The sequence below is a fragment of the Vibrio sp. ZF57 genome, from assembly GCF_001691235.1.
GTDB lineage: Bacteria > Pseudomonadota > Gammaproteobacteria > Enterobacterales > Vibrionaceae > Vibrio > Vibrio crassostreae_C.
Genome location: NZ_MAKD01000112.1, coordinates 1 through 25,802 on the forward strand (window position 1 = coordinate 1; position 25,802 = coordinate 25,802).

Annotated in this window: 23 protein-coding genes; 8 read left to right on the forward strand and 15 right to left on the reverse strand. The window is 45.5% G+C overall.

Going from position 1 to position 25,802, the window contains the following annotated elements:
- Positions 1–66 precede the first annotated feature (66 nt).
- Positions 67–1,401: an MATE family efflux transporter gene (locus A6D97_RS17075; protein ID WP_017069196.1), complete on the reverse strand. Its 1,335-nt coding sequence runs from the start codon at positions 1,399–1,401 to the stop codon at positions 67–69.
- 262 nt (positions 1,402–1,663) lie between these two features.
- On the reverse strand, positions 1,664–2,638 hold the full coding sequence (locus tag A6D97_RS17080) for an AraC family transcriptional regulator (RefSeq protein ID WP_017064911.1): 975 nt from the start codon (positions 2,636–2,638) through the stop codon (positions 1,664–1,666).
- Between the two features lie 92 nt (positions 2,639–2,730).
- On the opposite strand from A6D97_RS17080, the gene A6D97_RS17085 reads away from it, so the two are divergent.
- Positions 2,731–4,086 (forward strand): serine hydrolase domain-containing protein, encoded by a 1,356-nt coding sequence (locus A6D97_RS17085; protein WP_017060556.1) that lies wholly within the window; start codon positions 2,731–2,733, stop codon positions 4,084–4,086.
- Between the two features lie 66 nt (positions 4,087–4,152).
- Positions 4,153–4,944, forward strand: a complete 792-nt coding sequence (locus A6D97_RS17090) for a hypothetical protein (RefSeq protein WP_065584879.1) — start codon at positions 4,153–4,155, stop codon at positions 4,942–4,944.
- A 95-nt stretch (positions 4,945–5,039) separates the two neighbouring features.
- Here A6D97_RS17090 and ppsA read toward each other — a convergent pair whose 3' ends face one another.
- Positions 5,040–7,412 carry a phosphoenolpyruvate synthase gene (ppsA, locus tag A6D97_RS17095; RefSeq protein WP_065584880.1) on the reverse strand — a complete coding sequence of 791 codons (2,373 nt, stop codon included), beginning with the start codon at positions 7,410–7,412 and terminating at the stop codon, positions 5,040–5,042.
- A 178-nt stretch (positions 7,413–7,590) separates the two neighbouring features.
- Here ppsA and A6D97_RS17100 point away from each other — a divergent pair, with 178 nt between their 5' ends.
- Complete coding sequence (locus A6D97_RS17100) at positions 7,591–8,424, forward strand: pyruvate, water dikinase regulatory protein (protein WP_017060559.1); 834 nt, start codon at positions 7,591–7,593, stop codon at positions 8,422–8,424.
- A gap of 159 nt (positions 8,425–8,583) precedes the next feature.
- Here the strand turns inward: A6D97_RS17100 and grxB are convergent, their stop codons facing one another.
- The 3 genes from grxB to A6D97_RS17110 all read right to left on the reverse strand — a co-directional run bounded on the left by grxB (position 8,584) and on the right by A6D97_RS17110 (position 10,867).
- Positions 8,584–9,216, reverse strand: coding sequence for a glutaredoxin 2 (grxB, locus tag A6D97_RS17105; protein WP_065584881.1), 633 nt, complete (start codon positions 9,214–9,216; stop codon positions 8,584–8,586).
- A 347-nt stretch (positions 9,217–9,563) separates the two neighbouring features.
- Positions 9,564–9,722 (reverse strand): hypothetical protein, encoded by a 159-nt coding sequence (locus tag A6D97_RS21890; RefSeq protein WP_004733064.1) that lies wholly within the window; start codon positions 9,720–9,722, stop codon positions 9,564–9,566.
- Positions 9,723–9,886: 164 nt separating this feature from the next.
- Positions 9,887–10,867, reverse strand: coding sequence for a Gfo/Idh/MocA family oxidoreductase (locus A6D97_RS17110; protein WP_017060561.1), 981 nt, complete (start codon positions 10,865–10,867; stop codon positions 9,887–9,889).
- A 219-nt stretch (positions 10,868–11,086) separates the two neighbouring features.
- Here A6D97_RS17110 and A6D97_RS17115 point away from each other — a divergent pair, with 219 nt between their 5' ends.
- On the forward strand, positions 11,087–11,569 hold the full coding sequence (locus A6D97_RS17115; RefSeq protein ID WP_065584882.1) for a GNAT family N-acetyltransferase: 483 nt from the start codon (positions 11,087–11,089) through the stop codon (positions 11,567–11,569).
- 2 nt (positions 11,570–11,571) lie between these two features.
- Complete coding sequence (locus A6D97_RS17120; RefSeq protein WP_065584883.1) at positions 11,572–12,345, forward strand: L,D-transpeptidase family protein; 774 nt, start codon at positions 11,572–11,574, stop codon at positions 12,343–12,345.
- 91 nt (positions 12,346–12,436) lie between these two features.
- Here the strand turns inward: A6D97_RS17120 and A6D97_RS17125 are convergent, their stop codons facing one another.
- The 7 genes from A6D97_RS17125 to A6D97_RS17155 all read right to left on the reverse strand — a co-directional run bounded on the left by A6D97_RS17125 (position 12,437) and on the right by A6D97_RS17155 (position 19,616).
- The gene (locus A6D97_RS17125; RefSeq protein ID WP_065584884.1) at positions 12,437–13,174 is read right to left on the reverse strand and encodes a sulfite exporter TauE/SafE family protein; all 738 of its coding nucleotides are present in this window, start codon (positions 13,172–13,174) and stop codon (positions 12,437–12,439) included.
- A 160-nt stretch (positions 13,175–13,334) separates the two neighbouring features.
- Positions 13,335–14,054, reverse strand: a complete 720-nt coding sequence (locus A6D97_RS17130; protein ID WP_017064904.1) for a glycerophosphodiester phosphodiesterase family protein — start codon at positions 14,052–14,054, stop codon at positions 13,335–13,337.
- A gap of 56 nt (positions 14,055–14,110) precedes the next feature.
- The gene (gene ugpC / locus A6D97_RS17135) at positions 14,111–15,421 is read right to left on the reverse strand and encodes a sn-glycerol-3-phosphate ABC transporter ATP-binding protein UgpC (protein WP_017071584.1); all 1,311 of its coding nucleotides are present in this window, start codon (positions 15,419–15,421) and stop codon (positions 14,111–14,113) included.
- Entirely contained in the window at positions 15,411–16,253 is an 843-nt protein-coding gene (gene ugpE / locus A6D97_RS17140; RefSeq protein WP_065584885.1) for a sn-glycerol-3-phosphate ABC transporter permease UgpE, read from the reverse strand. Before ugpE ends, ugpC begins: the two co-directional genes overlap by 11 nt.
- Positions 16,254–16,291: 38 nt before the next feature.
- A complete protein-coding gene (locus A6D97_RS17145) occupies positions 16,292–17,173 on the reverse strand; it encodes an ABC transporter permease subunit (protein ID WP_017071586.1) in 882 nt (293 codons plus the stop codon).
- Positions 17,174–17,415: 242 nt separating this feature from the next.
- On the reverse strand, positions 17,416–18,708 hold the full coding sequence (locus tag A6D97_RS17150) for an extracellular solute-binding protein (RefSeq protein ID WP_017064900.1): 1,293 nt from the start codon (positions 18,706–18,708) through the stop codon (positions 17,416–17,418).
- Between the two features lie 305 nt (positions 18,709–19,013).
- Positions 19,014–19,616, reverse strand: a complete 603-nt coding sequence (locus A6D97_RS17155) for a 2OG-Fe(II) oxygenase (protein ID WP_017064899.1) — start codon at positions 19,614–19,616, stop codon at positions 19,014–19,016.
- 202 nt (positions 19,617–19,818) lie between these two features.
- Here A6D97_RS17155 and A6D97_RS17160 point away from each other — a divergent pair, with 202 nt between their 5' ends.
- Complete coding sequence (locus A6D97_RS17160) at positions 19,819–20,607, forward strand: MBL fold metallo-hydrolase (protein WP_017067276.1); 789 nt, start codon at positions 19,819–19,821, stop codon at positions 20,605–20,607.
- A 146-nt stretch (positions 20,608–20,753) separates the two neighbouring features.
- On the opposite strand, the gene A6D97_RS17165 is transcribed toward A6D97_RS17160, so the two are convergent.
- Positions 20,754–21,182, reverse strand: a complete 429-nt coding sequence (locus A6D97_RS17165) for a RimK/LysX family protein (protein ID WP_004740039.1) — start codon at positions 21,180–21,182, stop codon at positions 20,754–20,756.
- Between the two features lie 32 nt (positions 21,183–21,214).
- Entirely contained in the window at positions 21,215–22,120 is a 906-nt protein-coding gene (gene rimK / locus A6D97_RS17170; protein WP_004740040.1) for a 30S ribosomal protein S6--L-glutamate ligase, read from the reverse strand.
- A gap of 602 nt (positions 22,121–22,722) precedes the next feature.
- On the opposite strand from rimK, the gene A6D97_RS17175 reads away from it, so the two are divergent.
- Both A6D97_RS17175 and A6D97_RS17180 read left to right on the forward strand, forming a co-directional pair.
- Positions 22,723–24,507 carry an SgrR family transcriptional regulator gene (locus A6D97_RS17175; protein WP_065584886.1) on the forward strand — a complete coding sequence of 595 codons (1,785 nt, stop codon included), beginning with the start codon at positions 22,723–22,725 and terminating at the stop codon, positions 24,505–24,507.
- A gap of 186 nt (positions 24,508–24,693) precedes the next feature.
- Complete coding sequence (locus A6D97_RS17180) at positions 24,694–25,755, forward strand: MBL fold metallo-hydrolase (RefSeq protein WP_029236464.1); 1,062 nt, start codon at positions 24,694–24,696, stop codon at positions 25,753–25,755.
- The last annotated feature ends 47 nt before the right edge of the window (positions 25,756–25,802 follow it).

Genomic DNA, 25,802 nt, shown 5'->3' on the forward strand with positions numbered 1-25,802 from the left:
CACAATAATTCATCAATCTTAATTAGATCACATTTTTACTTTAATTGGTATTAGTTCGCTAACTGATTAATTAGAAAGCTTAGCCTCGACTTGCCCAAGTGCGCGTTGGTACATAAACCAAGCACATGTACCGGCAAGCACATTACCCACCATGGCACCCCAGAACAGGCCTTCAATACCAGCAAGCTGCGAACCAATCCACAAGCAAGGCAAGAAGAAGGCGAACAGGCGCAGTGCTGATATCGTTAAGGCAGTATAAGACTTACCAAGCGCATTCGAGATAGAAACCATCAGCATACAGATACCCAACGGCCCTAAACTGATAGGAACGATAAGTAAGTGGTAGTTCAAAATGGTCGAGACTTCGTCTTCGCTGGTCATGAGATTTGCCAACCCGCCAGAGAACATCCAAGTTACCAGTGCGATCACCAATTGGAATCCTAATACAAACATCACGGCAATCTTCACAAGACTACGTATGTTCCCTAGGTTCTTTTCTCCCAACATTCGGCCAATCATAGGTGGCATCGACATAGTCAGAGCAAGCACTGCAACAATCGAAAAGAACTCAAAACGTGAACCTAGCGCCCAAGCTGCAACGGCTGCTGTGCCGTAGCCTGCAAGCAGTTTGGTGGCGAGCATCGAAGAGACTGGTGGCAGTAGCTGACTGATCATCGCAGGCCCCATGATGTTTCCTATAGAACGAATACTCTTGCCGATATCAAGATCGTGCCAGTCGAATGTCATCCAATGCTTCTTAGTTACCTTAGGAGCAACGATAAAGATACCCGCACCGAACGCCAAGATGGTCGCAATCGCGGCTCCGTTGATGCCCATGTCGAGCGTGAATATGAAAATCGGGTCCAATATCAAGTTGATGATGCTGGTCGCGATCATCATCGAACCGGGCAGCATGGTATTACCATTGGCACGACACACACTGTAGAAAAAGTAGAGCAGTGCGCCTGTCCAAGAGCTTACCAGCCAATAGATCCAGTAATAATCAATGATCGGCAGTACCGTCGGTGGTGCATCGAGGAGTTGTAAAATAGGACCACGCAACAGATAGATGATGACCGAGAACAGCGCGACACTCACACTGCCCATCGCAACGACTAATCCGCCGAGCTGTTTGGCATAGCGTATCTCGTTAGCCCCAATAGCTCTCGCGATCACAGCCGTTGTCGCGATGCCTAGTCCGACTTGAATCCCGATAATGATCATCTGAATTGGTAGCGTGAAGCCTTGAACCGCGAGCGGCAGTACGCCTAACTGGCCAATAAAAGCACTGTCTACAAGTTGGAAGCTCATCAGGGAGAGCACCCCAAACAGCATTGGCCATGTCATTGTATAGAGTTGTCGGCCAAGAGAAGGCGAGGGAGTTGCGGTCGTAGAATTCATAACACTCTTATCAGTCTTGAAGGTAGGTTTGTCGTAGTGACAATCCATTCAATGAAGAATTGCGTAAAGGATAACGTAACGTTAGCTCGATACCAATAAATGTCATTAAATCTATCGATATTACCTTTGCACAGTTTCATCGGTATGTGAGCATTGTGCAATGCAACTTTATGCGTTCGCTTATTGAAATTTAAGGTGTCGTATCTTGTTTCTGAGTTTTATATTAGCGGATTGGGTCTAAAGGTTTTCCATTCGACTATTTCTAATGTTTCGCTTTATCCCGATAACTTGGTGGCGTGACTCCAACCCAACCTTTGAATGCACGATTGAAATTACTCAAGTCGCTGTAACCCACTTGCCAACTGATGTCTTGAACAGAAAGGTTGGTCTCTTCAAGTAGCTGTTTTGCTTTAGCTTCCCGAACTTGTTCTTTGGCTTGTTTAAAGAGAATGTTTTTGCTCTTCAGGTTTCTCTGCAGCGTTCGTTTTGTCATGCCGAGCATGGTCGCAAACCACTCAATATTGAACCAAGGTAGAGTCGCATAGGTGTCTATTAATATCTCGACAGCGTGATGCCAATCTTGGGTACTATTTCGTTCTGAAATGGCACGATAATCATCGGGCAGCGGAATCGAGAACGCACCGTATTGCTCTTCAAACTGAATATCAGAATCAAAGAAATGCTTAGGTAATTTACGTGCGCTGTTGTGCTTAGAGACCAACTTGGCGTGTGATGGTTGCCAGCGACTGTCAATGAACTTACGGCATAGGCTAATCACGGTCAGGGCGCGAAACCATTCTGCTTGTTCAAAACCTGAGGTCGATGGGTGATAGCAACTTCGATGACACAGCCACCACAATCCATCGCTTTTTTCCGTCCATATGGTGACGTGATTACTTAAGGTCGATATTTCAGTAATCAAGCAGCGTACCGCTTGCTCGAGAGAAGTGCATTGTTCAATTTTTCGGTCTAGCTCAGGTGACAATTGCTCTAGAGAGGCCTTACGTCCAACCTCAATCCCTATCGAATAGCCAAACTTACGCTCAAGGCCATGAATGAAGCGAATCACGTCTTGTGTAGGAAGCCATTGATTGGATTGTGTCAGTTCAATGGGTAGACCGCACGCAACGGCGACGGTGCGCCAATCCAGTCTATGTTTGTCACAATACTGAATATATGGAGCAATGTTACTGGTCGAAGTGAGCAGTATGCTGGTGGTGTTCGATGATGCTTTCATTGTTTTGTGCCTACCATTAAATGTCATCAAGTGACCTAATTAAGTGTAGCGCATCTCCCTATACTTTTCCTAACCCAAACAGGAGAACAATTATGAAACTTAAACACATTGCCGTTCTAGTATCGTTAGCGACCCCATCATCATTTGCTCTTGCAGCAAATCCAGTTGAAGAAGCTCTGAAAGTTGAAGGTGCTCAAGTTACCTTGACCGTGAAAGAGGCGAGCACAGCATTTACCCCAAGTTTTACTGACTCAGCTCGTGAGTTATTCAATAACTTTCATTGGCAGATGGGCGGCGACCACAGCGTTTACTACAACATGCACATGAGTGAGTTTCTACCAACGGCACTGGCGGCTCCAAACGAAGAGTACAAGCCTTTAGTCAAAAATATCGACCCACGACTCGCTGCACTGAAAGTTGATACTGAAAGCAAAGGTCAGTTGACAATGGATGAGTACTTGGCGGATGAACAGTTCCGTACCCAAGGCTTTATGTTGATTCACAAAGGGGAGATCGTTTACGAAGCTTACCCAGGTATGAAGCCGACAGATACGCACGTTTGGGCATCTACAGCAAAAACGACGGTTGGCACAGTGATCGCAATGTTAGTGGAAGAGGGCAAAGTCGACCCTGAAAAAGAGATCGCTGAGTATGTTTCTGAATTGAAAGGAACGAACTGGGATGGCATCACAGTACACCAAGTTCTGAACATGTCGACCGCGCTAGACAATGAAGAGACATTAGAGTCTATCTTGAACCCAGACTCTGATGTGGTGCGTTTCTTTGCGGCATCGTTTAACTCACCTCGTGCAAAAACGGGTGAAATGGAAACTTGGATGGAAGTGGCTCAAGGTGCACAGAAACTGGAAGGTGAAAAAGCCGGTGACCATTTCCGTTACGCATCTATCAACACCATGGTGCTGACTAAGTTAGTTGAAAACGTTGAGAACAAAACTTGGACTCAAGTATTCGAAGATCGTGTTTGGTCAAAAGTGCACGCACGTCAACCAATGCAATTCAACTTGACGCCAGATGGCATGGCGATCGCGGTTGGCTTGGTTTCATCAACGGTAGAAGACATGGCTCGCTGGGGAACACTATTTACACCTAGCTGGAAAGCGGTGGCTGATGAGCCAGTGGTGTCACAAGCTGTGATTGATCGTATCCGCAACGGCGGTGATCCAAAAGCATTCGTAGGTACTAGCAAAGAGAGCAGTTCACTGCACGCATACAACGAAAAAGCAGACTACAACGCATACCAATTTGATTTCATTTTCAATGACGGTGCAATGTCGAAAAGTGGCAACCTAGGCCAATTTATTTACATCGATCCTGCACGTGACTTTGTGGGTGTGATGTTCTCAACCAACCCATACCACTCAGGTTTTGGTGAGAATAAAGGCCCTGCACTAATGCGTTCGGCAGCAAAACTACTTGCTGACAAGTAATCTATTTATTACCTAACAGGATGTTCCAGGCTTCAAGGAGGAAGCAAACGACTTTCGAGAGATATAATGAAAAATTTTGCTCTATTAATCCCGTTGAGTTTAGGTCTAGCCCTTCCTGCACATGCTGATTCAGATTCCGAACGTGTTATCGATCCTGCTGATGTCACTAAAGTTTATACTCAAGCTGCATTGATGCTGAATGGTAGTTCAGATATCCAATTTCAAGGGCAAGTTTCTGGCGGTTTAGAAAACGGTCAGCAGTTTGCCCTACTGGCCGAAGGGACGTTTGTCGATGAAAGCAACACAGCGCTTCGCGATCCAGACAAATTCGGTACAGAGTACAGCAACTCTAGAATTCAGTACTTCCACGTCTTTGAAACGGGGACGAAAGCTACGCCTAAAGTGGGTCTTTCATTAGATTATATTAATACGCGCAACAGTATTAAAAATGACTTATTGTCGGTTGGCGGTGTTGTTGCGATTAATCCAGCTTATACCGGTGGATTCCTGGTATTTCCAAGAGCAGGACTGATGACTGGTAGTATGGAGATCCCTGGCGTCACTTCATCTAAAGATGATTTAACGGGATACTCGCTTGGTTTGATTACCGCGAAGCATCTCGGTGACTCTGGCGCTTATGTGTCTTTGGTTCCTGAGTGGCAAGATCTTTCTGGTGATGATATCGACATGCAAAACTTCTCATTTAAAACATCGTTAAATGTGCCGATGAACACTGCAAGAACTTGGTGGTTGAATACGCGCTATGACATTACCAAAGCGGATGTTGATGTGAAAGGTGTGCCAATGCCGAATGGTTGGCAAACCGAAGCTTGGGTTGGTGTGAGATACTACTTCTAGCGCTCTAGCCAGCTAATTTGGAAAGAACCTAAAAAAGCCAGTCAACGTGACTGGCTTTTGTCGTTAAGGTACCGCGTGAAGCGTTACTTATTTACTTATTTATTAGCAACGTTACCTAGCTTCAACCACGTATCGATAACCGTATCCGGGTTTAGTGAAACAGAGCTGATGCCTTGCTCCATTAACCACTCTGCTAGGTCGTCATGGTCAGATGGGCCTTGGCCACAAATGCCCACGTATTTACCCGCTTTGGTTGCTGCATCGATCGCCATTTTCAGCATTGCTTTCACGGCTGGGTTACGCTCATCGAATAGGTGTGCCACGTCACCTGAATCTCGGTCTAGGCCAAGCGTCAGCTGTGTCATGTCGTTTGAACCGATAGAGAAGCCATCGAAGTACTTCAAGAACTCATCAGCCAAAATTGCGTTCGATGGTAGCTCACACATCATGATGACTTTCAGACCTTGGTCGCCACGGCGTAGGTCGAACTTAGCCAGAATGTCGATAACCGATGCTGCTTCGCTTGGCGTGCGAACGAATGGAATCATGATTTCAATGTTCTTAAGACCCATCTCGTTACGAACACGTTTGATCGCTTGAGTTTCTAGCTCGAAACAGTCTTCGAATACTGGTGAGATGTAACGAGATGCACCACGGAAGCCCAGCATTGGGTTCTCTTCATGCGGTTCAAACGTTTTACCGCCGACTAGGTTGCTGTACTCGTTCGACTTAAAGTCAGACATACGTACGATCACACGCTTAGGCCAGAATGCAGAAGCGATAGTCGCGATGCCTTCTGTTAATTTGCTTACGTAGAAATCGATAGGATCTTTGTAGCCACGAATACGTTCGTTGATTTCCGCTTTTAGCTCATCCGTTTGTGCATCGAAGTTAAGCAGCGCTTTAGGGTGAATACCGATCATCTTGTTGATGATGAATTCTAGACGAGCAAGGCCAACACCTTCGTTCGGGATTTGTGCAAAGTCGAAGGCACGATCTGGGTTACCCACGTTCATCATTACTTTGGTTGGTAGCATTGGTAGCTCATCAACCTCAGAACGTTTGATTTCAAAATCGAGTTCGCCGTTGTAAACGTAGCCTGTTTCGCCTTCTGAACATGACACTGTCACGGTATCGCCATCGTTTAGGCTGCTTGTTGCTGTACCACAACCAACAATCGCTGGGATACCAAGCTCGCGAGCAATGATCGCAGCGTGACAAGTACGGCCACCACGGTTAGTGACAATCGCAGACGCTTTCTTCATCACAGGTTCCCAGTCTGGGTCTGTCATGTCAGTTACCAGCACGTCGCCTTCTTGAACCAGTGACATTTGGTCTAGAGAATCAACCAAGCGAACAGGGCCAGAGCCGATACGCTGACCGATAGCGCGGCCTTCAACCAAGACATCCGCCTTATTGTTTAGCTCGTAACGCTCGATAACGTTTTGATCGCTTTGAGAACATACGGTTTCTGGGCGAGCCTGAACGATGTAAAGCTTGCCGTCGATGCCATCTTTCGCCCACTCAATGTCCATTGGACGTTGGTAGTGCTTCTCGATGATCATCGCTTGTTTTGCTAGCTCTTTGATCTCTTCATCGTTGAGTGAGAACTCGTTACGCTCTTGAGTGTCGGTGTCGATGATATCGACTTGCTTGCCGATTTCTTGATTGGTCGAGTAGATCATCTTGATCAACTTAGAACCAAAGGTCTTCTTCACGATAGGCTGGTGGCCTGCTTCTAACATTGGCTTGTGCACGTAGAACTCGTCTGGGTTCACTGCGCCCTGTACAACCATTTCACCCAAGCCCCAAGAAGAGGTGATGAATACCACTTGGTCGAAGCCAGACTCAGTATCAAGCGTGAACATCACACCTGAAGAGGCTTTGTCTGAGCGAACCATGCGCTGGATACCCGCAGACAATGAAATGCCACGGTGGTCAAAGCCTTGGTGTACACGGTAAGAGATAGCGCGGTCGTTAAACAGTGACGCGTAAACGTGCTTGGTTGCTTCGAGTACCGCGTCGATGCCTTTCACGTTAAGGAAGGTTTCTTGCTGGCCTGCGAATGAAGCATCTGGAAGGTCTTCTGCGGTTGCAGATGAACGCACAGCTACAGACAATTCTTCGTTGTCTTCGATTAGCTCGCGGTAGTTATCACGGATGTCTTGCTCTAGTGATTCTGGGAAGGGTGCGTCTAGAACCCATTGTCGAATCGTTGCACCTGTCTTACGCAGTGCGTCAACGTCTTCAACATCAAGTTCATCAAGTAGTTGGTGGATGCGCTCATCAAGACCTTTGTAGTCAAGAAAGTCGTTAAACGCATAAGAGGTGGTAGCAAAACCATTAGGTACAGAAACACCAGCATTGGACAGGTTAGAAACCATCTCGCCCAGTGAGGCGTTCTTACCGCCGACTTTGTCGACATCTTCCATGGATAGGCCATTGAACCATAGGGTATTATTTTGCATTTATTTCTCCAGAAACATAGCAAGCATTGTAGGGATTTAAAGGCAAACGATTACGTGTCAGTTTAAAAAAATGTAAATTATTTTCTAAAGCTGTGGGGGACGTAATAGTCAGCAGGGTTTTATTATCTATATTATGGTTACCATCCTACTCAAAATAATTTTAAACATTAAATAAAAAATGCAAATTGATATTCAAAGTCGTGATGTATTCTATGTTTCTGATGGAACGGCCATAACATGTGAGACTTTAGGGCATGTTGTTCTAGGTCAATTCCCTTTTAAAGCCAATGAAAAAACCTTTCCGTTTGTGGAAAGTGAGGACAAACTTTCTGATTTATTAAAAGAGATTGAAATTTCGTATCGTGATACCGGATTAGAACCGCTAGTGTTCTTTTCGATTGTGATACCTGATATCAAAACCAAATTGCTAGAAGCGCCCGCGCACTGTTATGACGTGTTAGAGAGCATCGTGCAGAAAGTACAGGATGACATTCAGATGGCGCCTGTTCCTAAGTTGCAGCGCTCACGCAGTGTAAACAAGGACTCGGTGAAGTATTTCGACCGTATTGCTGCGATTGAGTACACGCTCGCGCATGATGATGGCATCACGCTAAAAGGGCTGGAAGAAGCCGACATCATCTTGTTGGGTGTTTCTCGAAGTGGCAAAACACCAACAAGTTTGTATATGGCGATGCAGTTTGGCTTACGCGTAGCAAACTACCCATTTATCCACGATGACTTGGCACGCTTAAAGCTGTTGCCAGAGTTTGAGATCTACCGACATAAGCTGTTTGGTTTGACCATTGATGCAGAAAGGCTCACTGAAATTCGTGAGAACCGCTTAGCAGGCAGCGAATACGCCAGTGACTCACAATGTTTGTATGAATTGCAAACGGTAGAGGCGATGTTCCGTCGAGAAGCGATACCTTACATCAACACCTCTTCACTATCGGTTGAAGAAATTTCGACACGAATCTTGGAGCGAACAGGTTTGAGAAGGCGTCTGCTGTAAGACAAAGCCTTAGAGAAATAGAATGGTCAGATAAAAGAAAATCGAAGCTCGCAGTTTACACCTGAGAGCTTCGATTTTTTGTTTGTGCTCGTTGTAGTCGCTTGCGAGTCAGAGCTTGTTTTCTTAATCAGAGCTTGCTTTCTTAATCGAGATAGCTTTCTAGCGAAGTAAAGACAGCTTTAGCGTTTCGCTTTTCTTTTCTAACCAGCGTTCAAGTGCTGGTGGCCAACTGATGCTTGGTTCTACGCAAAAGCCACGGAGCATCGAGAAATACACCGCTTGATCGATTAGAGGCAGTGATGACTCACCATTCTCTAGATCCAGTAAGAGTTCGGCATCTTTCAGTAATGGGTTAATCAGTTGAACGAACTGAGGCGTCTTTTCTAACAGTTCTTCAAAGTTAAAACCTTCGGTCTCTTTACTGGCACGCCAAGCTTCTTTGGCTCCAGCAGAGCGATATTCAGCCAAGTCGAGGTTCCACCAACGTGGGCGTCCAATCTGTTGAGTAAGAGGGAATGCGCGAGTTTGGAACACAGTCACTTGCTCAGATGGCACACGCTGCTCATCGCTTGATTTCAAGTCCATGAAGTACGCGATGATATCTAGGCTCTCTGCCATGATAGAGCCATCGTCTTTTTGTAAGACGGGTACCATCTTTTTACCGATCAGATCGATAAGGGTTTGGGCATCATCATAATCGACAGAAACAAGCTCAATGTTCAAGCCTAGCGATTGAGCAATGTAGGAGACTCTTGCACAGAAAGGGCAGTGGCCGTAAATGTAAAGCTTCATAGCTTCCCTCATTCGGGTCTTTCTTAGTATAAGATGATGCTAATGTACCAGAAACTTTCGCAGACAATAAGCCTTTGTTAACAAGAACTATTCACTGCGATTAAGTGCTCGGGGATATCAAGAGAACGATGGGAATAAGCACTTAGTGTAGAAACTCGTTGCCTAATTCTATTGTCAGTTGAGTGCGGTTTTATTGTAACGAGTAAGCGAATGAGAAAGCTAGTGGGTAAATTACAGGCATAAAAAAGGCTCTGGCTGCTTACTCTAATGCAGAAGAGTGAAGTCAGCCAAAGCCTCAATTTTGTTACCTTTAGTAGAGTGACTACTAAAAGGGCAGAGTGGTTAAACTATGCTTTTTTAAGATCTTGCGCTGGGTAAGTAAGCGTCATTGCGCCTTCTACCGTTGTAACGTGAACGTAGCCGCCACCAGCACTTAGGCCAGTTACTACCATTTCACCTAGTTCAACACCTTTTGTTGCTACAACGCGATCATCAACTGAAAACACTTTACACACCTTCAATAAATTAAATAAATACGATAGATATCGAACGCGGATTTAAACAGATGGGACCTCAATCAACTAATCCGGTTATTTGTCGTAAAGATTAAATTCAGTTATGTATAAATAATTATGTATTAAAAATCAGTTTGTTAACTTACGCTGTGACGTTATTTATCCGCTGGATACACTACACCAACTTGTTGGCGCATCTCTGTAATTAACTTCGCAACCGTTAAAGCGCGCAGTTGGGCCTGCGCTTGTGTTGCGTTGTCGCCAGCAATGCAGCTAGCAAAGGCCTGCGCTTCGTAACTCATGGAGTTTTCGCTTTGTGCTTGAGTAAGGTTTTCTACCGTGCCATCGCGGTAGCGGATCTTAACGTCAGTACATTCAGCGATGTGATCGATGATGATCGCCCCTAATTCACCTTGGATCTCGCTTGGCGCATAAGAGTCGCTGACTTTGGAGTGCGCAAGGGTCACATCAAACTCAGGGTATTGGAAGATCGCACAGCCATGAGCATCGACACCTGAATCAAGTAGCTTTGCAGAAGCCTGTGCGTTTTCAGGTTTGCCAAATAGAGCGACTGTCGCGGCAACACAGTAAAAGCCAATATCGACCAATGAGCCGTTAGAAAAAGCTGGGTTGAAGGTATTTGGGTTCTCGCCGTTTAGGTATTTTTGGTAGCGCGATGAATACTGGCAGTAGTTGATGTGTGCTTTATGTACCTTGCCAATCTTTTCTAACCCAAGTTGAACTTGCTTAAAGTTCGGTAGGAATTGAGATTTATACGCCTCAAACAGCACCACACCGTTTTTCTCAGCGACTTCGAACATGCGTGTTGCTTCATCAATATTTGATGCAACCGGCTTTTCACAGATAACATGCTTGCCGTGTTCCATCATGAAGATAGATTGCTCGCAATGCAGTGAGTTAGGGGAAGCGATGTACACGGCTTCTACAGTGTTGTCATTGGCCAATGCGTCGAGTGAGTCATACGTGGTTTCAACGTCAAATTCTTGGGCGAACTGTGCCGCGCTGTCTAGATTTCGAGAGTAAACCGCAGCAAGTTGCATCGATTGAGATTCGTGCGCAGCTTGAACAAACTTTTGTGTAATCCAATTGGTTCCAATTACAGCAAACTTAATCATATAGGTATCCAGTCGTTAGTCGTCGTTAGTATATTGATTCTGCAGAGATAGTAGCACTCAACGGCTGGCAATGTGCCTGAGATTTACGGAACAATTTCCCTAAACATAGTGCCTAATATTAATGTTCAGCCTTCACAGAGCGTCTGAGTTGACCAGTGTAACGGTGCACAACTAAGCCATTTTTGCTAAGGTGTTATTGAATTCAAACAAGGTGATGATATGCAAATCCGGACGGCCAAGGTAACTGATATTAACGCGATCTTAGCGCTCTCTGAGCAGATAAACCGTCAACATCATCTTGGTGCGCCTATGGTATTTGCACCAGCGTCACAAGGCTTGGCCGACAGTGAAGAGTATTGGTTAGGTTTGATGCTTGACCCACTTGGCGCTTTCTTGGTTGCAGTCGATGACAAGCAAGTCGTTGGTTTTTTAGCGGGTAAGGTAACGCAGAACAAAGGGGTCAGTTTTATTCAGCCGCACAAGGTGGCAAGGGTCAATACGATTGTGGTGAACGATCAGGTTCAGAGCCAAGGTGCTGGTCGAGCGTTAATGAAGTCTTTTAATCAATGGGCGCAGGCGAGAGGAGCGATAGAACTTAGGTTGGAGGTAATGGAGTTTAACCAACAAGCTCAGGGTTTCTATGAGTCGTTAGGAATGGAAACTCAGTCACGAACCATGTCCATGCGTTTTGAGGAGATCTAAAGGTGCGTCTGTTTCTGCCTTTATCACTGTGTTTACTGTTTGTGGCTTCGAACGCGAATGCTGAGCAAGTCGTGGTCGAGAAAATAGTCTCTGACGCGACCGCTATCGAAACCATCGTATTCGAGTCTGCACCGGCTCATTCTCAACGTGTCTCAACGTCTTCATCTAACTCAACCTCTTCCACGAGCTCAAACTCCGAGCATGTGATTATTGTGGATGATGTTCTTAACAGTAGCCCTGATGAAAAGGTAGCTCAGCTTTCTCAAGGGTCATCAAAACGTCCACCTCAAAGTTCCTCTCAACAGTTTTACAACGTACCGGATAGCGCATCTGAGATAGATTCGCTGTCGCAAGTGGTTACGTTAGTTAAAGTCGATAAATCGAAACGTAGGATGTATCTGCTAAAAGGTGAAGAGGTGATTCAGGAGTTTCGTATTGCGCTAGGCAAACAACCGAAAGGGCATAAACGCTTTGAAGGGGACAACCGAACGCCGGAAGGGGAATACCAGCTCGATTATGTGATGGAAGAGTCGGACTTTTATCTCTCAGTACATATTAATTATCCGCAACCTTCGGATATGCAATGGGCAGAGCAAAATGATGTAGATCCTGGAGGAAACATCAAAATCCATGGCATCAAAAACGGCGAGCGTCGTTCGCCGAGCTTTATTCAAAGTTTTGATTGGACGGATGGCTGTATCGCGTTAACCAATCAAGATATGGATGAGTTTCTCCAACTTGTAAAAATGGGTACCCCTATCCATATCGAATGGTAGTCATTGGTACCCAGTTTTCTTAATCACTTTCCGCAGTCAATTCGCGAAACCAATTCGTAAAAGCAACGTCCAAAATTAAACGCTAAAGCCGTTACAGTAAGACTCGACCTGCACTGAATATTGCAATCACAATCAGCAATGCAATGGTGACTGGCTTAAACTTCGCTCCACCAAATCTTTCGAACAGTTTAGAACCCACATAACCGCCAAGCATGCTGCTTGGTAGAAGCGCGAGAGTCAGCCAAACTACATCGCGGTCGACTAACCCAGCGATAGATGCCGAAACAAATGCAGTGGAATCCGCCAAGACAAAGAAGGCTATCAGTCCGGCTCTAGCAATGTGCGGAGCGACTGGGCTTGCCAATGCATGAGTGCCAATTGGAGGTCCTGACATCGAAGCCGCGCCGTTCATTACACCTGCAAGGCTGCCTAGAATATAGGGAGCAAATCTAGGTTCGCTTTTGTACTGGAAGCCTTTATAGATCATAAGCGCAGACGCAAAAATGAAGGCACTGATGATCAAGATGATCGTGTCTTGGCTAACGGATTTAAGCAGAAGTAGGCCGACTGGTGTGAAGGCAAAACAAGGGATAAACACCTTTAAAACCCAGCGCCAGTTAACGTGCTTTCGAACTTTAGGCAGTAATTGAACATTGCCTAGGAGATCGATCAACATGAAGACGGGAACCAGTTCGATAACAGGCGCGAATAACGCACTTAATGGCAATGCCACTAAGGTGAAACCGAAACCTGAGAAGCCACGAACAATAGCGGCGAAAATGAAGATTGCACCCAAAATTGGGAAGGTTGGACTAAAAATGAGATCCATAAATTAAGTAACCAATGAAGCCGTCTAAATAGAGCGAGCTAATGAAACCAAGTGAGTAGCGGAATGTACTCCTACTCACTTGTGTTTGCTACCTAATTTTAAGGTTTCCCGAGAGTTAATTTTAAAGTCTCTCGGGGTTGTTTTTGCGGTATTTGCTTGGTCAATTTATAGAGGTAAATTGATTTGGAAAATCAGTGAATACGGCATCTACTTCTGAGATGAATTTGAAGTGAGACGGATCGTTTACTGTGTAGCACCATGTTTGGATGTTTGCTTCACTGAGTGTATCAAGATCGCTCTGATTCACATGCTCGTAGTTCATGTGACAGCTGAACGCTTTAACCTCGTCAATCAACATCAAGTCGGCTTGAGTCAGTTGCTCTGTGATCACACCTACGCGGTATCTCGGCAGGTGACGAGCCATTTCAGAAACGACTTGATGGCTGAAACTTGAAAGCAGAACTCTGTCGGTGTCTAGATTTGAACGAATCAACTCGGTATGCAGCAAATCAACGACATGAGGCGCTTGATGTCGACTGTCGACTTTGATCTCTAAATTCACGCTGAGATCATGCTGTTCAGCAAGCGCGAGCAACTCTTCCAACGTTAATATTCTTTCACCTGCGAACTGCTCAGACTTCCAACTGCCAAAATCAAGCTGACGCAGTTCTGCAAGGGTGTGTTCGTCGACACGCCCCTTGCCATCGCTGCAGCGCTCAAGGGTGTGGTCGTGACAAACCACAAGTTGATCATCCTGAGTTGGCTGAATATCTACTTCAATCCATTTCAAGCCGAGTTTAGCGGCTTGTTCAATGCTTGCTTTGGTATTTTCTGGGTGAGTACCTGCTACACCCCGATGACCTACGATGATAGACGACATAATTAATCCTTCTTAAAGACGCACCGTAAAAACGCATTAAATATCAGTGTACTCGATTAAGCGAGGGCTGTCGTTATGCTTGTCGTCTCTTCGCGTGACTCTTGTGAAGTAAAGTTATTCGGCTGAATACGCTTTCCACGACTGTCAAAAATATGCAGGTTAGATTTATCAATGCTTAATCCGAGCGGCAGTACTTGGCATAGTGTCGTTTCTGGCGTGACGGCGATAAAGGGTTGGTCGTTCACCAGGCCATGAACCAATTGATTCGGCCCCAATGGCTCAACCACACTGATACGCAGTTCGAGAGGCAAGGTGTTCATTTTTAATTCGGAACAAACCTCAGAGTGTTCAGGGCGAATGCCAAGCGTGATAGTCGCGTTCTTAACGTGCGCGTACTCTGGCAGGTACATTTGTTGATCACCGATTTCAAGATAGCCATCATCGAGCGTGGCAGTTAGGAAGTTCATCGCGGGGCTGCCAATAAAGCTTGCCACAAAGGTACTGGCAGGCTGGTGGTAAACTTCTCTTGGTGTGCCGACTTGTTCTATCTGACCTTTGTTGAGAACCACGATTCTATCTGCCAGTGTCATGGCTTCGACTTGGTCATGAGTCACGTAAATACTGGTTACGCCTAGCTCGCGTTGTAGCTTTTTGATTTCTAACCTCATGTGAGCGCGCAATGAGGCATCTAGGTTAGACAAAGGCTCGTCAAACAGGAACAGTTGAGGGTCGCGTACAATCGCTCGTCCCATAGCAACGCGCTGGCGCTGACCACCCGAAAGCTTGGCTGGCTTGCGGTCTAGGTACTCTTCGATCTTTAGTGTCTTGGCGACTTTCTCAATCTTCTCTTCAATTACGTGTTGGCTGACACCTCGATTCTTTAAACCATAAGCGAGGTTTTTGTATACCGTCATGTGAGGGTAGAGTGCGTAATTTTGAAAGACCATTGCGATATCTCGTTGAGCTGGCTTTTCGTTATCAACACGGCGGCCACCTAAGTGAATCTCTCCGCCAGAGATGCTTTCCAACCCCGCAATTGAACGTAGGATAGAAGACTTGCCGCAGCCCGATGGGCCAACCAATACAAGAAATTCACCCTTTTCGATCTCAAGCGAGACATCTTTCACTGCACGATGACCATTCTCATAAGTCTTTACCAAGTTTTTGATGCCTAACATGGTAGGTGCTTTGTGCGTATGGTTGTGAGTGGCTTGGGTGTGCCCTAACGTTTGTTTTAACTTTGGCATCGGGGTGTCCTCTGTATTTTTGTGGATAGCTTGGTGAGAAGGCAGGTGAGATATCTTGTACTCAGCGAGTGATTGAATGCGGTTATCGTTCATTTGAGTTGTGTCGTTATTATTTTTCACTTTCTACTAGCCCTTTTACAAACCAACGCTGAAATACAACCACTACTAAAACGGGTGGCAACATAGCTAAAATCACCATGGCAAAAACATAGTCGTAGCGCGGTAAACTGGTTTCATTGATGTTGTTGAGTACTTGTTTGATGCCCATCACGATGGTGTTGTAGCCTTCGTCCGTGGTCATCATGATTGGCCACAGATATTGGTTCCAACCCACCACAAACATGATGATGAAGATTGCGGCAATCATGGTTTTAGACAGTGGCAATAAGATGTCGACAAAGAATCGAAATGGACCTGCGTTATCTAGCTGAGTGGCTTCTAACAATTCATCGGGGATGGTTTTGAAGAACTGCCTAAAAAAGAAGGTCGCGGTGGCTGAGGCGATCAAAGGCAGAATTAAACCTGTGTAGCTATTAAGAAGCCCAAGCCCAGCGACAACCTCATAGGAAGGGATAATGCGCACTTCTAATGGCAGCAAAAGCGTCACGAAGATCAACCAGAACCAAGCTGTAGCATAAGGCAGTCTGAAGTAGACCAAAGCATACGCAGCCATCATCGAAATGATGATCTTACCGATCGCAAAACCTAGCCCCATGATCATCGAGTTGGCGATCATTTTGCTGGCGGTGACTTCGCCACTGAAGCCCATGCTTTTGTTCCAAGCTTCGCTATAAATGGCCGTAAAGTTATCGCCTGGTACCCATTGCAGGCCTTCGCTGACAATGGTGTTCGGGTTATGCGTCGAGCTGGCGAAGATTAGCCAGATAGGGACCAACATGAACAGCATCCCAGCAATTAGAATTAGGTGGTCATAGACCTTATTACTTTTCATAAATAACTCCTGTCGCGTTAAAACCTAGCTGTGGTGGGCTAGTAGTGAACACGCTTTTCTACAACACGAAACTGGATAAATGTAAGAGTGAGCACCAATAGCAACAACACAACTGACTGCGCAGAGCTGCCGCCTAAATCTGCGCCAACAAACCCGTCTCGATACACCTTGTACACCAACGACGTTGTGCCGCCACCCGGGCCGCCATTGGTCATGGTGTCGATCACGCCAAAGGTTTCAAAGAACGAGTAAGTGAGGTTGATGACCAGTAGGAAAAATCCGGTTGGCGCGAGTAGCGGAAAAGTAATGGTCCAGAAACGTTTTGAGTCGCTGACGCAATCGAGCATCGCCGCTTCTTTTACGGCGTAAGAGATCGATTGAAGCCCAGCCAGAAAGTAGATGAAATTCACCGAAACCTGTTTCCAAACCGAAACCAAAATCAGAGCAAACGTGGCATCTAAAGGGTCGGTTTGGAAGCTAAAGTCCCAGCCTATAACCGCAAATATCTCGGTAAACACGCCAATGTGTGGGTTAAACAAGAAAGCACCGATTACGCCTGCAATCGCAGGAGCAACCGCGTAAACCCAAGTAAGAGTGACCTTGTAAGCGCCTTGTCCGTGAATGATGTTGTCGGCTTTAACCGCGAGCAGCAGCGCTAAGGCAAGCGATAAGAAAGAGACCACAATCGCGAACATTAAGGTGAAGCCAATCGAGTTCAGATATTCGCTCGATTCGAACAGCATTTGATAGTTTTCGAACCACACGAAGATGGAAGAGGTGCCCCAAGGGTCTTCTAGCATGAAGGACAGGTAAACTGCCTTTGCTGCTGGGTAGATAAAGAAAACTGCAATGATGAGTATCTGAGGCGCCAAAAATAGGTAAGGCAGCGGAGAGTGAAAGAATTGCTGACGTCGTTCCACAGGGTAATCCCCAAAAATTAGTGACTGTTATCACTGTTAGTTACGGTGAGCACTAGCGCTATAGCAAAGGAATGCATCCAGTTGAGTTGTAGTTTTTGGAGCAAGAAATGGCGCTAGTGAAGAATCTCCTCACTCCTTGCCATTACGTTTTTAATGACGCAGTGACAAGTGGTGAGGAGCAATGAACGGCTTTGGTTTGTTAAGCCTTTAGCTCAGTAATCTGCTTTGGTTAAAAAGCCAAATTAGTTCATCGTACGAGCGAAGCGTTTCAGCAGTTTGCTGCTCTCATCTTCGACTTTATCTAGGCTATTCTCGACGCTAGAGCGGTCAGCGAAGATATTGTCGAACTCACGATGCATCACTTCACGAATTTGAGGGTAGTAACCTAAGCGGTAGCCCTTAGTCCATTCGCCCGATTTTAGGCTTAGCTGCTTAACGCCCACTTCTGCATCTGGTTGTTCGTTGTAGTAGCCAGACTCTTTCGCTAGCTCATAGGCAGCCGTTGTTACAGGTACATAACCAGTGGTTTTGTGCCAGTAGACTTGAGTTTCAGGCTTCGTCAGGTAATCAAAGAACGCTGCTACACCTTTGTCTTGCTGTTGGTCATGGCCATTGAGTGCAAACAGAGCAGCACCGCCAATGAAGGTTAAGCCTGCGTCTGGGTTAACCGATTTCCAGTATGGAAGGTATGTGGTGCCGAGTTCGAAAGGTACGCGGTTACGTAAGCCACCGAATGAGCCTGAAGAACCCATCCACATCGCCACTTCTTGGCGCTCGAAAGGGGTTTGGTTTGCATCCCAGTCGCTGCCGTAATACTTGTAGTAACCTAGATCTGACCACTCTTTCATCTTGCTAACGTGCATCATCATGTCTTTGGTGTTGAACATGATCTTAGTGGACAAGCCATCGTAGCCGTTGTTTTGATCTGCGACTGGCAGGTTGTGGCGAGACTTAAAGTTCTCGAACATGATCCACGGCGTCAGAGATTGAGAAAACGCGATGTGTCCTTCAGCCTTCAGTTTCTTAGCGACCACTTCTAGTTCTTCATAAGTTTTAGGCGCGTCTGCACCCACTTCCGCGAGAAGATCTTTGTTGTAGTAAAGAACCGGTGTCGAACTGTTGAAAGGCATACCAACCATCTTGCCTTGGTTGTCGGCATAGAAGTTACGAACGCCCGCTAGGTAGTCGTTTGAATTAAAGTTGTAACCCGACTCAACCAGAATATCCTGTACCGGTTTCGCGACGTCTTTCGCGTTCATGATGGTTGCTGCGCCTGCATCGAAGACTTGCAGAATATTGGGTGCTTCACCTGCTCGGTATGCCGCGATACCGGCTGTTAAGGTCTCTGTGTATGAACCTTTGTAGATTGGCGTGATCTCGTAATCATCTTGTGACGCATTAAAGTCGGTCGCAATTTTGTTTACTGTTTCTCCAAGCTGGCCGCCCATTGCGTGCCACCAAGTGACTTGAGTCGTTGCGAACGCTGGCATTGCCGCTGTCGCAGAAAGAACGCCTGCCAAAATTAGCTTATTCATCTTCGTTTCCTTTTGGATGAAATCGATGTCGAGGTATTGGATTAGAGTGTTAACGAGACGGTAGGGGTGTCGTTTGAAGTTATCTTGAACAGGGCGTATTTCACTTAAGTGGCTAAACCGTTTCACTGATATGAAAGATTCATTTCGATTTCATTTAAGAGAAAAGTTATTGATGGTTTTAATATTTATTGTGTGCGGTTTTTAAGAGGTATGTTGTTCAATACTCGCTCAATATTTGTTCCATAAAAAAGCCTCTCGAAGGAGAGGCTTTGAATAAGCTAGAGCTTGTTATAATCGGCTTTGTTCTAGTGTGCGATATCGAGTTGGTTGTCTTTCACGCCGTTAATACGGAACCAACCTGCAATACTGAATCGCTCTGTGTTTGTCGGCAGTACCTCGTGTGGGAACTGTTCAGATAAGAACACAAATAAGCGGCCTGACTTTGGTGGAATGGTCGTGATGTGGTTGTCTTTTAGGTCGTAAACCACAAGTTCACCAGCGTCTTCTTCTGTCCACTCATCATTCATATAGAACACAGTGGTCAGGCGGCGGTTTTCATTGCCCTTGAAACAGTCTAAGTGCTTCTGGTAGAAGTCGCCTTTTTCGTATTTAGCAAAGTGCGCTTCGTACTCGAACAGACCCAAAAAGAACGCTTGGTTTGCCGCTAAACGAATTTGTTCCATTTTGTCTAGGAACAGAGATGCTGGCTGACCCATATCGCGGCGCACCCATTGAATCTTGTCACTACGAATGGTCGACTCTCGCGTTACTTCATCGTTACGGCCAATCCTAGCCTTTTTCCAGTTCTCTGGAATGCAATCCCTCAATGCCACCACTTCTTCATGAGTTAAGAAGTCATCCCAAACAAAGTAGCCTTGGGTAGAAAGAGCATCGATTAGTTGGTTCATGTATAGCACTCAGACAATAAATTAGAGGCGCATATATAGTCCTAATAACTTAGGTCAACAAATCACGTATTTTGTCGTCACGATAAAAGAGCGGAAGAGCATGGTACTTTGATGTGATTTTATAGTTAACAAATTTGTTACAAATAAATGTGAGTTTGCTATGGTATAGGTCTGACCAGTTGTTTTGTCACAAGGAGCGGTTTTGCAGCTGCATACCATCAAAGGCTATATCCAAGACATGTATCTCGTAGAGTACCCAGATAGGTTGCTGTTACTTGATGGTGCGTGCCGTGCGGATATTCCTCATCTTAGGGCTTTCATTGAAGATGAGCTTGGCCGTGAATTTAGCGACCTACATACTGTGGTTGTTACACACATGCATCCGGACCACGCAGGGGCAGCGCATACGCTCAGAAAGCTGACTAATTGTCATTTGGTGGCAGCAAACAGAGACAAAGATTGGTATCACGGCATCGATGGCATTTTGATGCACCTGACCGACTTAGCGCTTGCTAGGTGGATGGCGAACCGCTTAGGCAAGCCTAAAGCAAACCTATGGTATTCAAGAAAGTTAAAGCCGGACTACAAGCTGTCTGATGGGGATAGTATTCCAGGGTTTGATGATTGGTTGGTTCTTGAAACACCGGGCCATACCGACCGTGATCTCTCGGTCTATTGCCCATCACACAGCGTGGCTTATGTGGCCGATTTAATGGTCGAGGTTAAGAAGAAGCTGATTCCGCCATTTCCTATCTTTCACCCTAATAAGTATCGAGCGTCTGTATCGCGCATTTATGACATGCAGCTCGATACCTTGCTGGTGGCGCACGGTGGGCAAGTCGATTTCAGTCAAAAGGCTTTTGAACACCTGTTGATGAGTGCCCCAAGAAGGCCTGTTACACATTGGCGAGTGACGAAAATCAAAACCAAGAAATTACTTTTATCGATTGGGCGATTTGGTTTTCAATCTCATGGTAAATCGAAGAAATAGATCAGAAGCTTGAATGCAAAGTCGTGTATTCAGAGCTGAAAGTAGAAATAGAAAAATAGATAGCAATAAGGCCAGTCATGAGACTGGCCTTATATCGTTGTGAGTAGCTTTAGTTATAACCTGTGGAGCGGTTACGATGACTCGGATTAGTGAGTCAGCAGGAATTCACCCGCAGGGTCAACAATCACTTTGTCACTCATGCCTTGACGTCCAAGCAACATCATGTAAGTCATGTCTTGACGGTTGCTTAGCGTGATATCGATCGGCCATTGTTGGCCACCGATTCTTAGCATGGTTTCAATCACGCAACGGTGTTCAACTTCGCCGTTAGATGATTTAATTTTCTTACTTGTTTTCAGTTTCGCCTTGCAGCGCACCGTCTCTTCTAGGTGATAAACGTCTGGGTGAAGGTCGAACTCTACGAATTTCTCACCATTTGATTTAACACATAGTAGATTGTCTACGTGTAGAGAAGAGGTTTTAGCCCCTGTATCAACACGTGTATGTAGTCCAGTTATCCCTAACTCTGGTAAGCAAAGTGCTTCGGTATTCCCTATGATCATTTTATTGTTCATTTTCTTTCCAATCATGAGTTATCGGTATTCAATCAGCCCTTGCCACGAGTACGGTTAGCGTTTGGTTTTGCATTCTTCTCGATGAATTCGAAAATCATGTCTGCTACATCTTTACCCGTTGCTTTCTCGATGCCTTCTAGGCCTGGAGAAGAGTTTACTTCCATTACTACTGGGCCGTTCTTAGATTGTAGGATATCTACACCACATAGGTTTAATCCCATGATTTTCGCTGCATTGATTGCTGTTGCGCGCTCTTCTTTGGTTAGTTTAACCAGCTGAGCAGTGCCGCCACGGTGCAGGTTAGAGCGGAATTCACCTTCACCAGCTTGACGCTTCATTGCAGCAATTACTTTGTTGCCAACAACAAAACAACGGATGTCTGCGCCATTTGCTTCTTCAATGAACTCTTGAACCAAGATGTTCGCTTTTAGGCCCATGAACGCTTCGATAACGCTTTCTGCTGCTTTGTTTGTTTCAGCTAAAACTACACCGATACCTTGAGTACCTTCAAGTAGCTTGATCACAAGTGGCGCGCCACCTACGTTTTTGATCAGGTCTTGAATTTTGTCTGGGCGGCTAGCGAAACCTGTTTTTGGTAAGCCAATACCTTTACGAGACAACAGTTGTAGTGAGCGCAGTTTGTCGCGAGAGCGACTGATTGCTACTGACTCATTGATACAAAAAGTGCCCATCATTTCAAATTGGCGAACAACCGCAGTTCCGTAAAAGGTAATGGAAGCGCCAATACGTGGAATAACAGCATCGTATTGAGGTAGCTCTTCACCCATGTAGCGAATCTTCGGATTGTTACTCGCGATATCTATATCACAGTGCAACGTGTCGATAACATCGACCTGATGACCACGTGCTTCTCCAGCCTGCTTTAGACGAGCGGTAGAGTATAGATTTTCGTTGCGAGAAAGAATTGCGATACGCATGGCGTTTCCTTAGTTAATACCTGATTGGTAACTGCAAATAAATTAGTTGTTAGCTGAGCTTTCAGTTTTTTCTGAGGCTCCTTGCTTGCTTCGGGGCGAACCTTAAGGCTTTTCGTTCAACTAAGAAAACGAATTAAATTTGTCGAGTCGACAACGGAAATTTATCGATTGTGTGAGCTATTGGTACAGCAGGCTTGAGAGGGGAATTGGAATGGAAAAGCGAGTTGAGACCTAACTCATATTGGGGGTAGGAGCATATTAGGTTGTACCCAACTCGCGTTTACTCGGTGCTAAAAAGTGTACTAATAACGCCAGTTACATAGATCTAAAAGTGTTCGTAGTGCTTCTCTTTCGAGCTTACTGCAGGTGCTTTTTAGCTTGTTAAGATAGTATTTTCTCATGGTCATTACTCTCTCTGGTTAGGCTTTATTTACAACCTATGGTTTGTTGCTGACCCGTTCATTATGGATAATTAAGAGGAACTAAAAAACAGATGTTATTTTTATTGGTTGTTCCTGTTTTGGTCGCATTACACTACTTTTTGATGAATGTGTTTTATAATGGGCTTAATTAGGAAGAGCTATCTTTAAAAGGTTCATTATTTGTCTGATCTAAACATGATGCGTTACTACACGCGGCTAGAGTCGTTCGAGCCAAACATTTCTCATTCAGTCACCCTAGCCGAAGTAGCGGATATGCTGTTTACAAGCTTGCGTCACGCTCGAACCTTACTTGGTAAGATGCATCAAGCTGAATGGGTGGTGTGGGAGCCAAAAGTTGGCAGGAATCAACGCTCTAACTTAACACTGCGTTTTAGCAATTCAGAGTTGGCGCAGCATGTTGCAAGTAAACTGATAGAGCAGGGCAAGTACGAAAAAGCACTTTCCATATTGGATAATGACCGCGCTGTGTTTGGTTCTTTACTGCAAGAAACTTCCGGCGCGACCATGCGTGAAGGGCTGCTGCACGTTCAATTAACCTATAAGCGTAAGTTTGAGGATTTGTTTCCGCACCATATACACCGCAGTAGCGAACGATTTTTGATAAGACAGGTTTTTAGCTGCCTAGTGACGTGTAATGGTAAAGGTGAGTTAAAGCCTGAATTAGCTCACCATTGGGAATATGACACAGAGCAACTGGTTTGGACTTTCTATCTGCGCCCCGGTCTGACTTTTCATGATGGGCAGCCAGTAGATGCCAAGCAGCTGGTTGCTTTGTTTACTGCTCTACAAGCTCTGCCTTTCTATCAAGCTGAGTTAGATCATGTCGCTTCCATCTACAGTGAGCAGCCATTAAGGATCAGTTTTAAATTAACCCAAGCGGACACAGGTTTTGCGGGGTTGCTTGCTGGTGTTAAGTATTCGATTCAACCCGCCGAGCAAGTGATGCGTGAACCATTACCATTGAGCTCAATGTCTCATGCTGTGATCGGTACTGGCCCTTTCAGAGTGGTTGAAACCAATAGTGAGCGCATCAAGCTCTCGGCATTCGAACACTTTTACGGGTGTCGCTCTTTAACCGATGAGGTGACTATCTGGCAGTTTGAGGAATCAATGACGGGCACTGCTCGTTTCGATGACAGCCAAATGCACGTATCGCCTTATGGAAATTCTTCTTGTTTCCATCAATTAGGGAAAAGCGATGCGGAACTTGTTTCAGCAGACACAGACGGCCTTCGTAGCCGAGTCGAGGATGGTTGTTTGTTTGTTCTGTTCAATCAAAACTCAGCAGTGAATCCGTTAAGCGACGAGCAACGTAAGTACCTATCAGCCCTTGCAAACCCTCAGGCTATTTTGGCGCAACTGGAGCAAAACCAAGGATTATTCAGTGTCTCTTTGGCTCAGAACATATTGCCAAGTTGGCAGAAGCTGTATCGAACGCCTTCCAGAGAGAGCGAGTTGCCTAAGAAATTGAGCATTGCGGTATATAACTACTATGCCCTTTATCGGTGTGCCATTTCCGTGTCGGACATCCTTAAACGACATGGAGTGGAAGTTGAAGTGAACACCTATAGCTTTCGAGAGTTGGCGCTGCTTTCTCAGCGGGGCGATTTAAAAGAAGATTTGGTATTGTGTAACCTGAATCTCGATGATAATGCGCCATCTTCGCTGTTCTCGTGGTTGATGAATGACCCTGTATTGCATTCCGCGCTCGGAGAGATGAACAGTGATTGGCTTAAACAGCGCTTAGATCATCACAAAGCCTCAGTTGAACTGCCGAATTACTTGGCAGAGTTGGAGCCTGTTGCATCGACGTTGATTTCTGATTATTGGCTAGTGCCTATGTTCCATCACCTACAAACCGTGCGTTTTCAAGGCATTTTGAAAAACGTGGCCATTACCAACTGGGGATGGCCAGATTTCAAGAATGTATGGTCTGCTGATTAACCTTTCTTACTAGCTAAATAACTAAGTTAACTCGTTGCCAAAATTGGTTTTTCCAAAATCGACTTTGACACGCTTACGTCTAGATAAATTAAAAATTACACTCGGTGGTTTACTTTTGGTTTTGGCATATAAACTAGTCGGTGTAGTTTATGTGTTGGATCTATCCCAACGGTTAAAGAGATACCAATGAAAAAATATCTATTACCGATTTTAGGAGTACTTGCCGTGGTCGCTATCGTAAGCACAGGTTCACAATCAAACGACAATCTAGATAAGCTTCCAAAGAAGTTTGCTAACAGTGAGTTGGAATACAAATCGGGTATGTCTGATATTTTTTCAATCTTGAAAGCATACGTGACTGTGGAAAGAAACGAGCCAGTGCCGCGCGCTGCATTGCCTTTGATTCCAATGACAGCTGAGCAATTGATCGAAGAACAAGACGACGTTGCGTACCGCTTAGGTCACTCAAGTGTGATGATGAAGCTAGATGGCAAGCTAGTGATGACTGACCCTGTGTTCAGTGATCGAGCATCACCAGTGCAATGGATGGGGCCAAAGCGCTTTCACCCAACCCCAATCTCACTGCAAGATCTACCTGACATCGATGTGGTAGTGATCAGCCATGATCACTACGACCATTTAGACAAAGGTGCCGTGAAGGTATTAGCCGACAAAGTAGGGACGTTCTTAGTGCCATTAAGAGTGGGCGCACTGTTGGAAAAGTGGGGCGTGGATAAAGAGAAGATCATCGAATTGAACTGGTGGGAATCGGCAACGGCCTCAGACATTGAGTTCACGTTGACACCGACACAGCATTTCTCTGGTCGTGGCTTGCTTGATCGTGACCAAACACTGTGGGGCAGTTGGGTTATTAACGCTTCAGACAAGAAAGTCTTCTTTAGCGGTGATTCTGGTTACTTCAATGGCTTTAAAGAGATTGGCGACCGTTTTGGGCCGTTTGATTTAACCATGGTTGAAACGGGTGCGTATAACTCACTTTGGGCGGATATTCATATGTTCCCAGAACAGAGTGTTCAGGCACACATTGATCTGCAAGGTAAGGTGATGATGCCAATCCACAACAGTACCTTCGACCTTTCTATGCATGATTGGCAAGACCCAATGGAACAAGCACTGGCGATTAGCAAAGAGCGAGATGTACAAATGGTAAGCCCGGTGATGGGTGAACGTTTGGTGATCTCAGAGCCTGTACCTGTTCAGGCATGGTGGAAACTAGCATCGAATTAGAGCTGTCATCCAAATAGACATAGCTAAACCACTAAGCTGTACTGGAA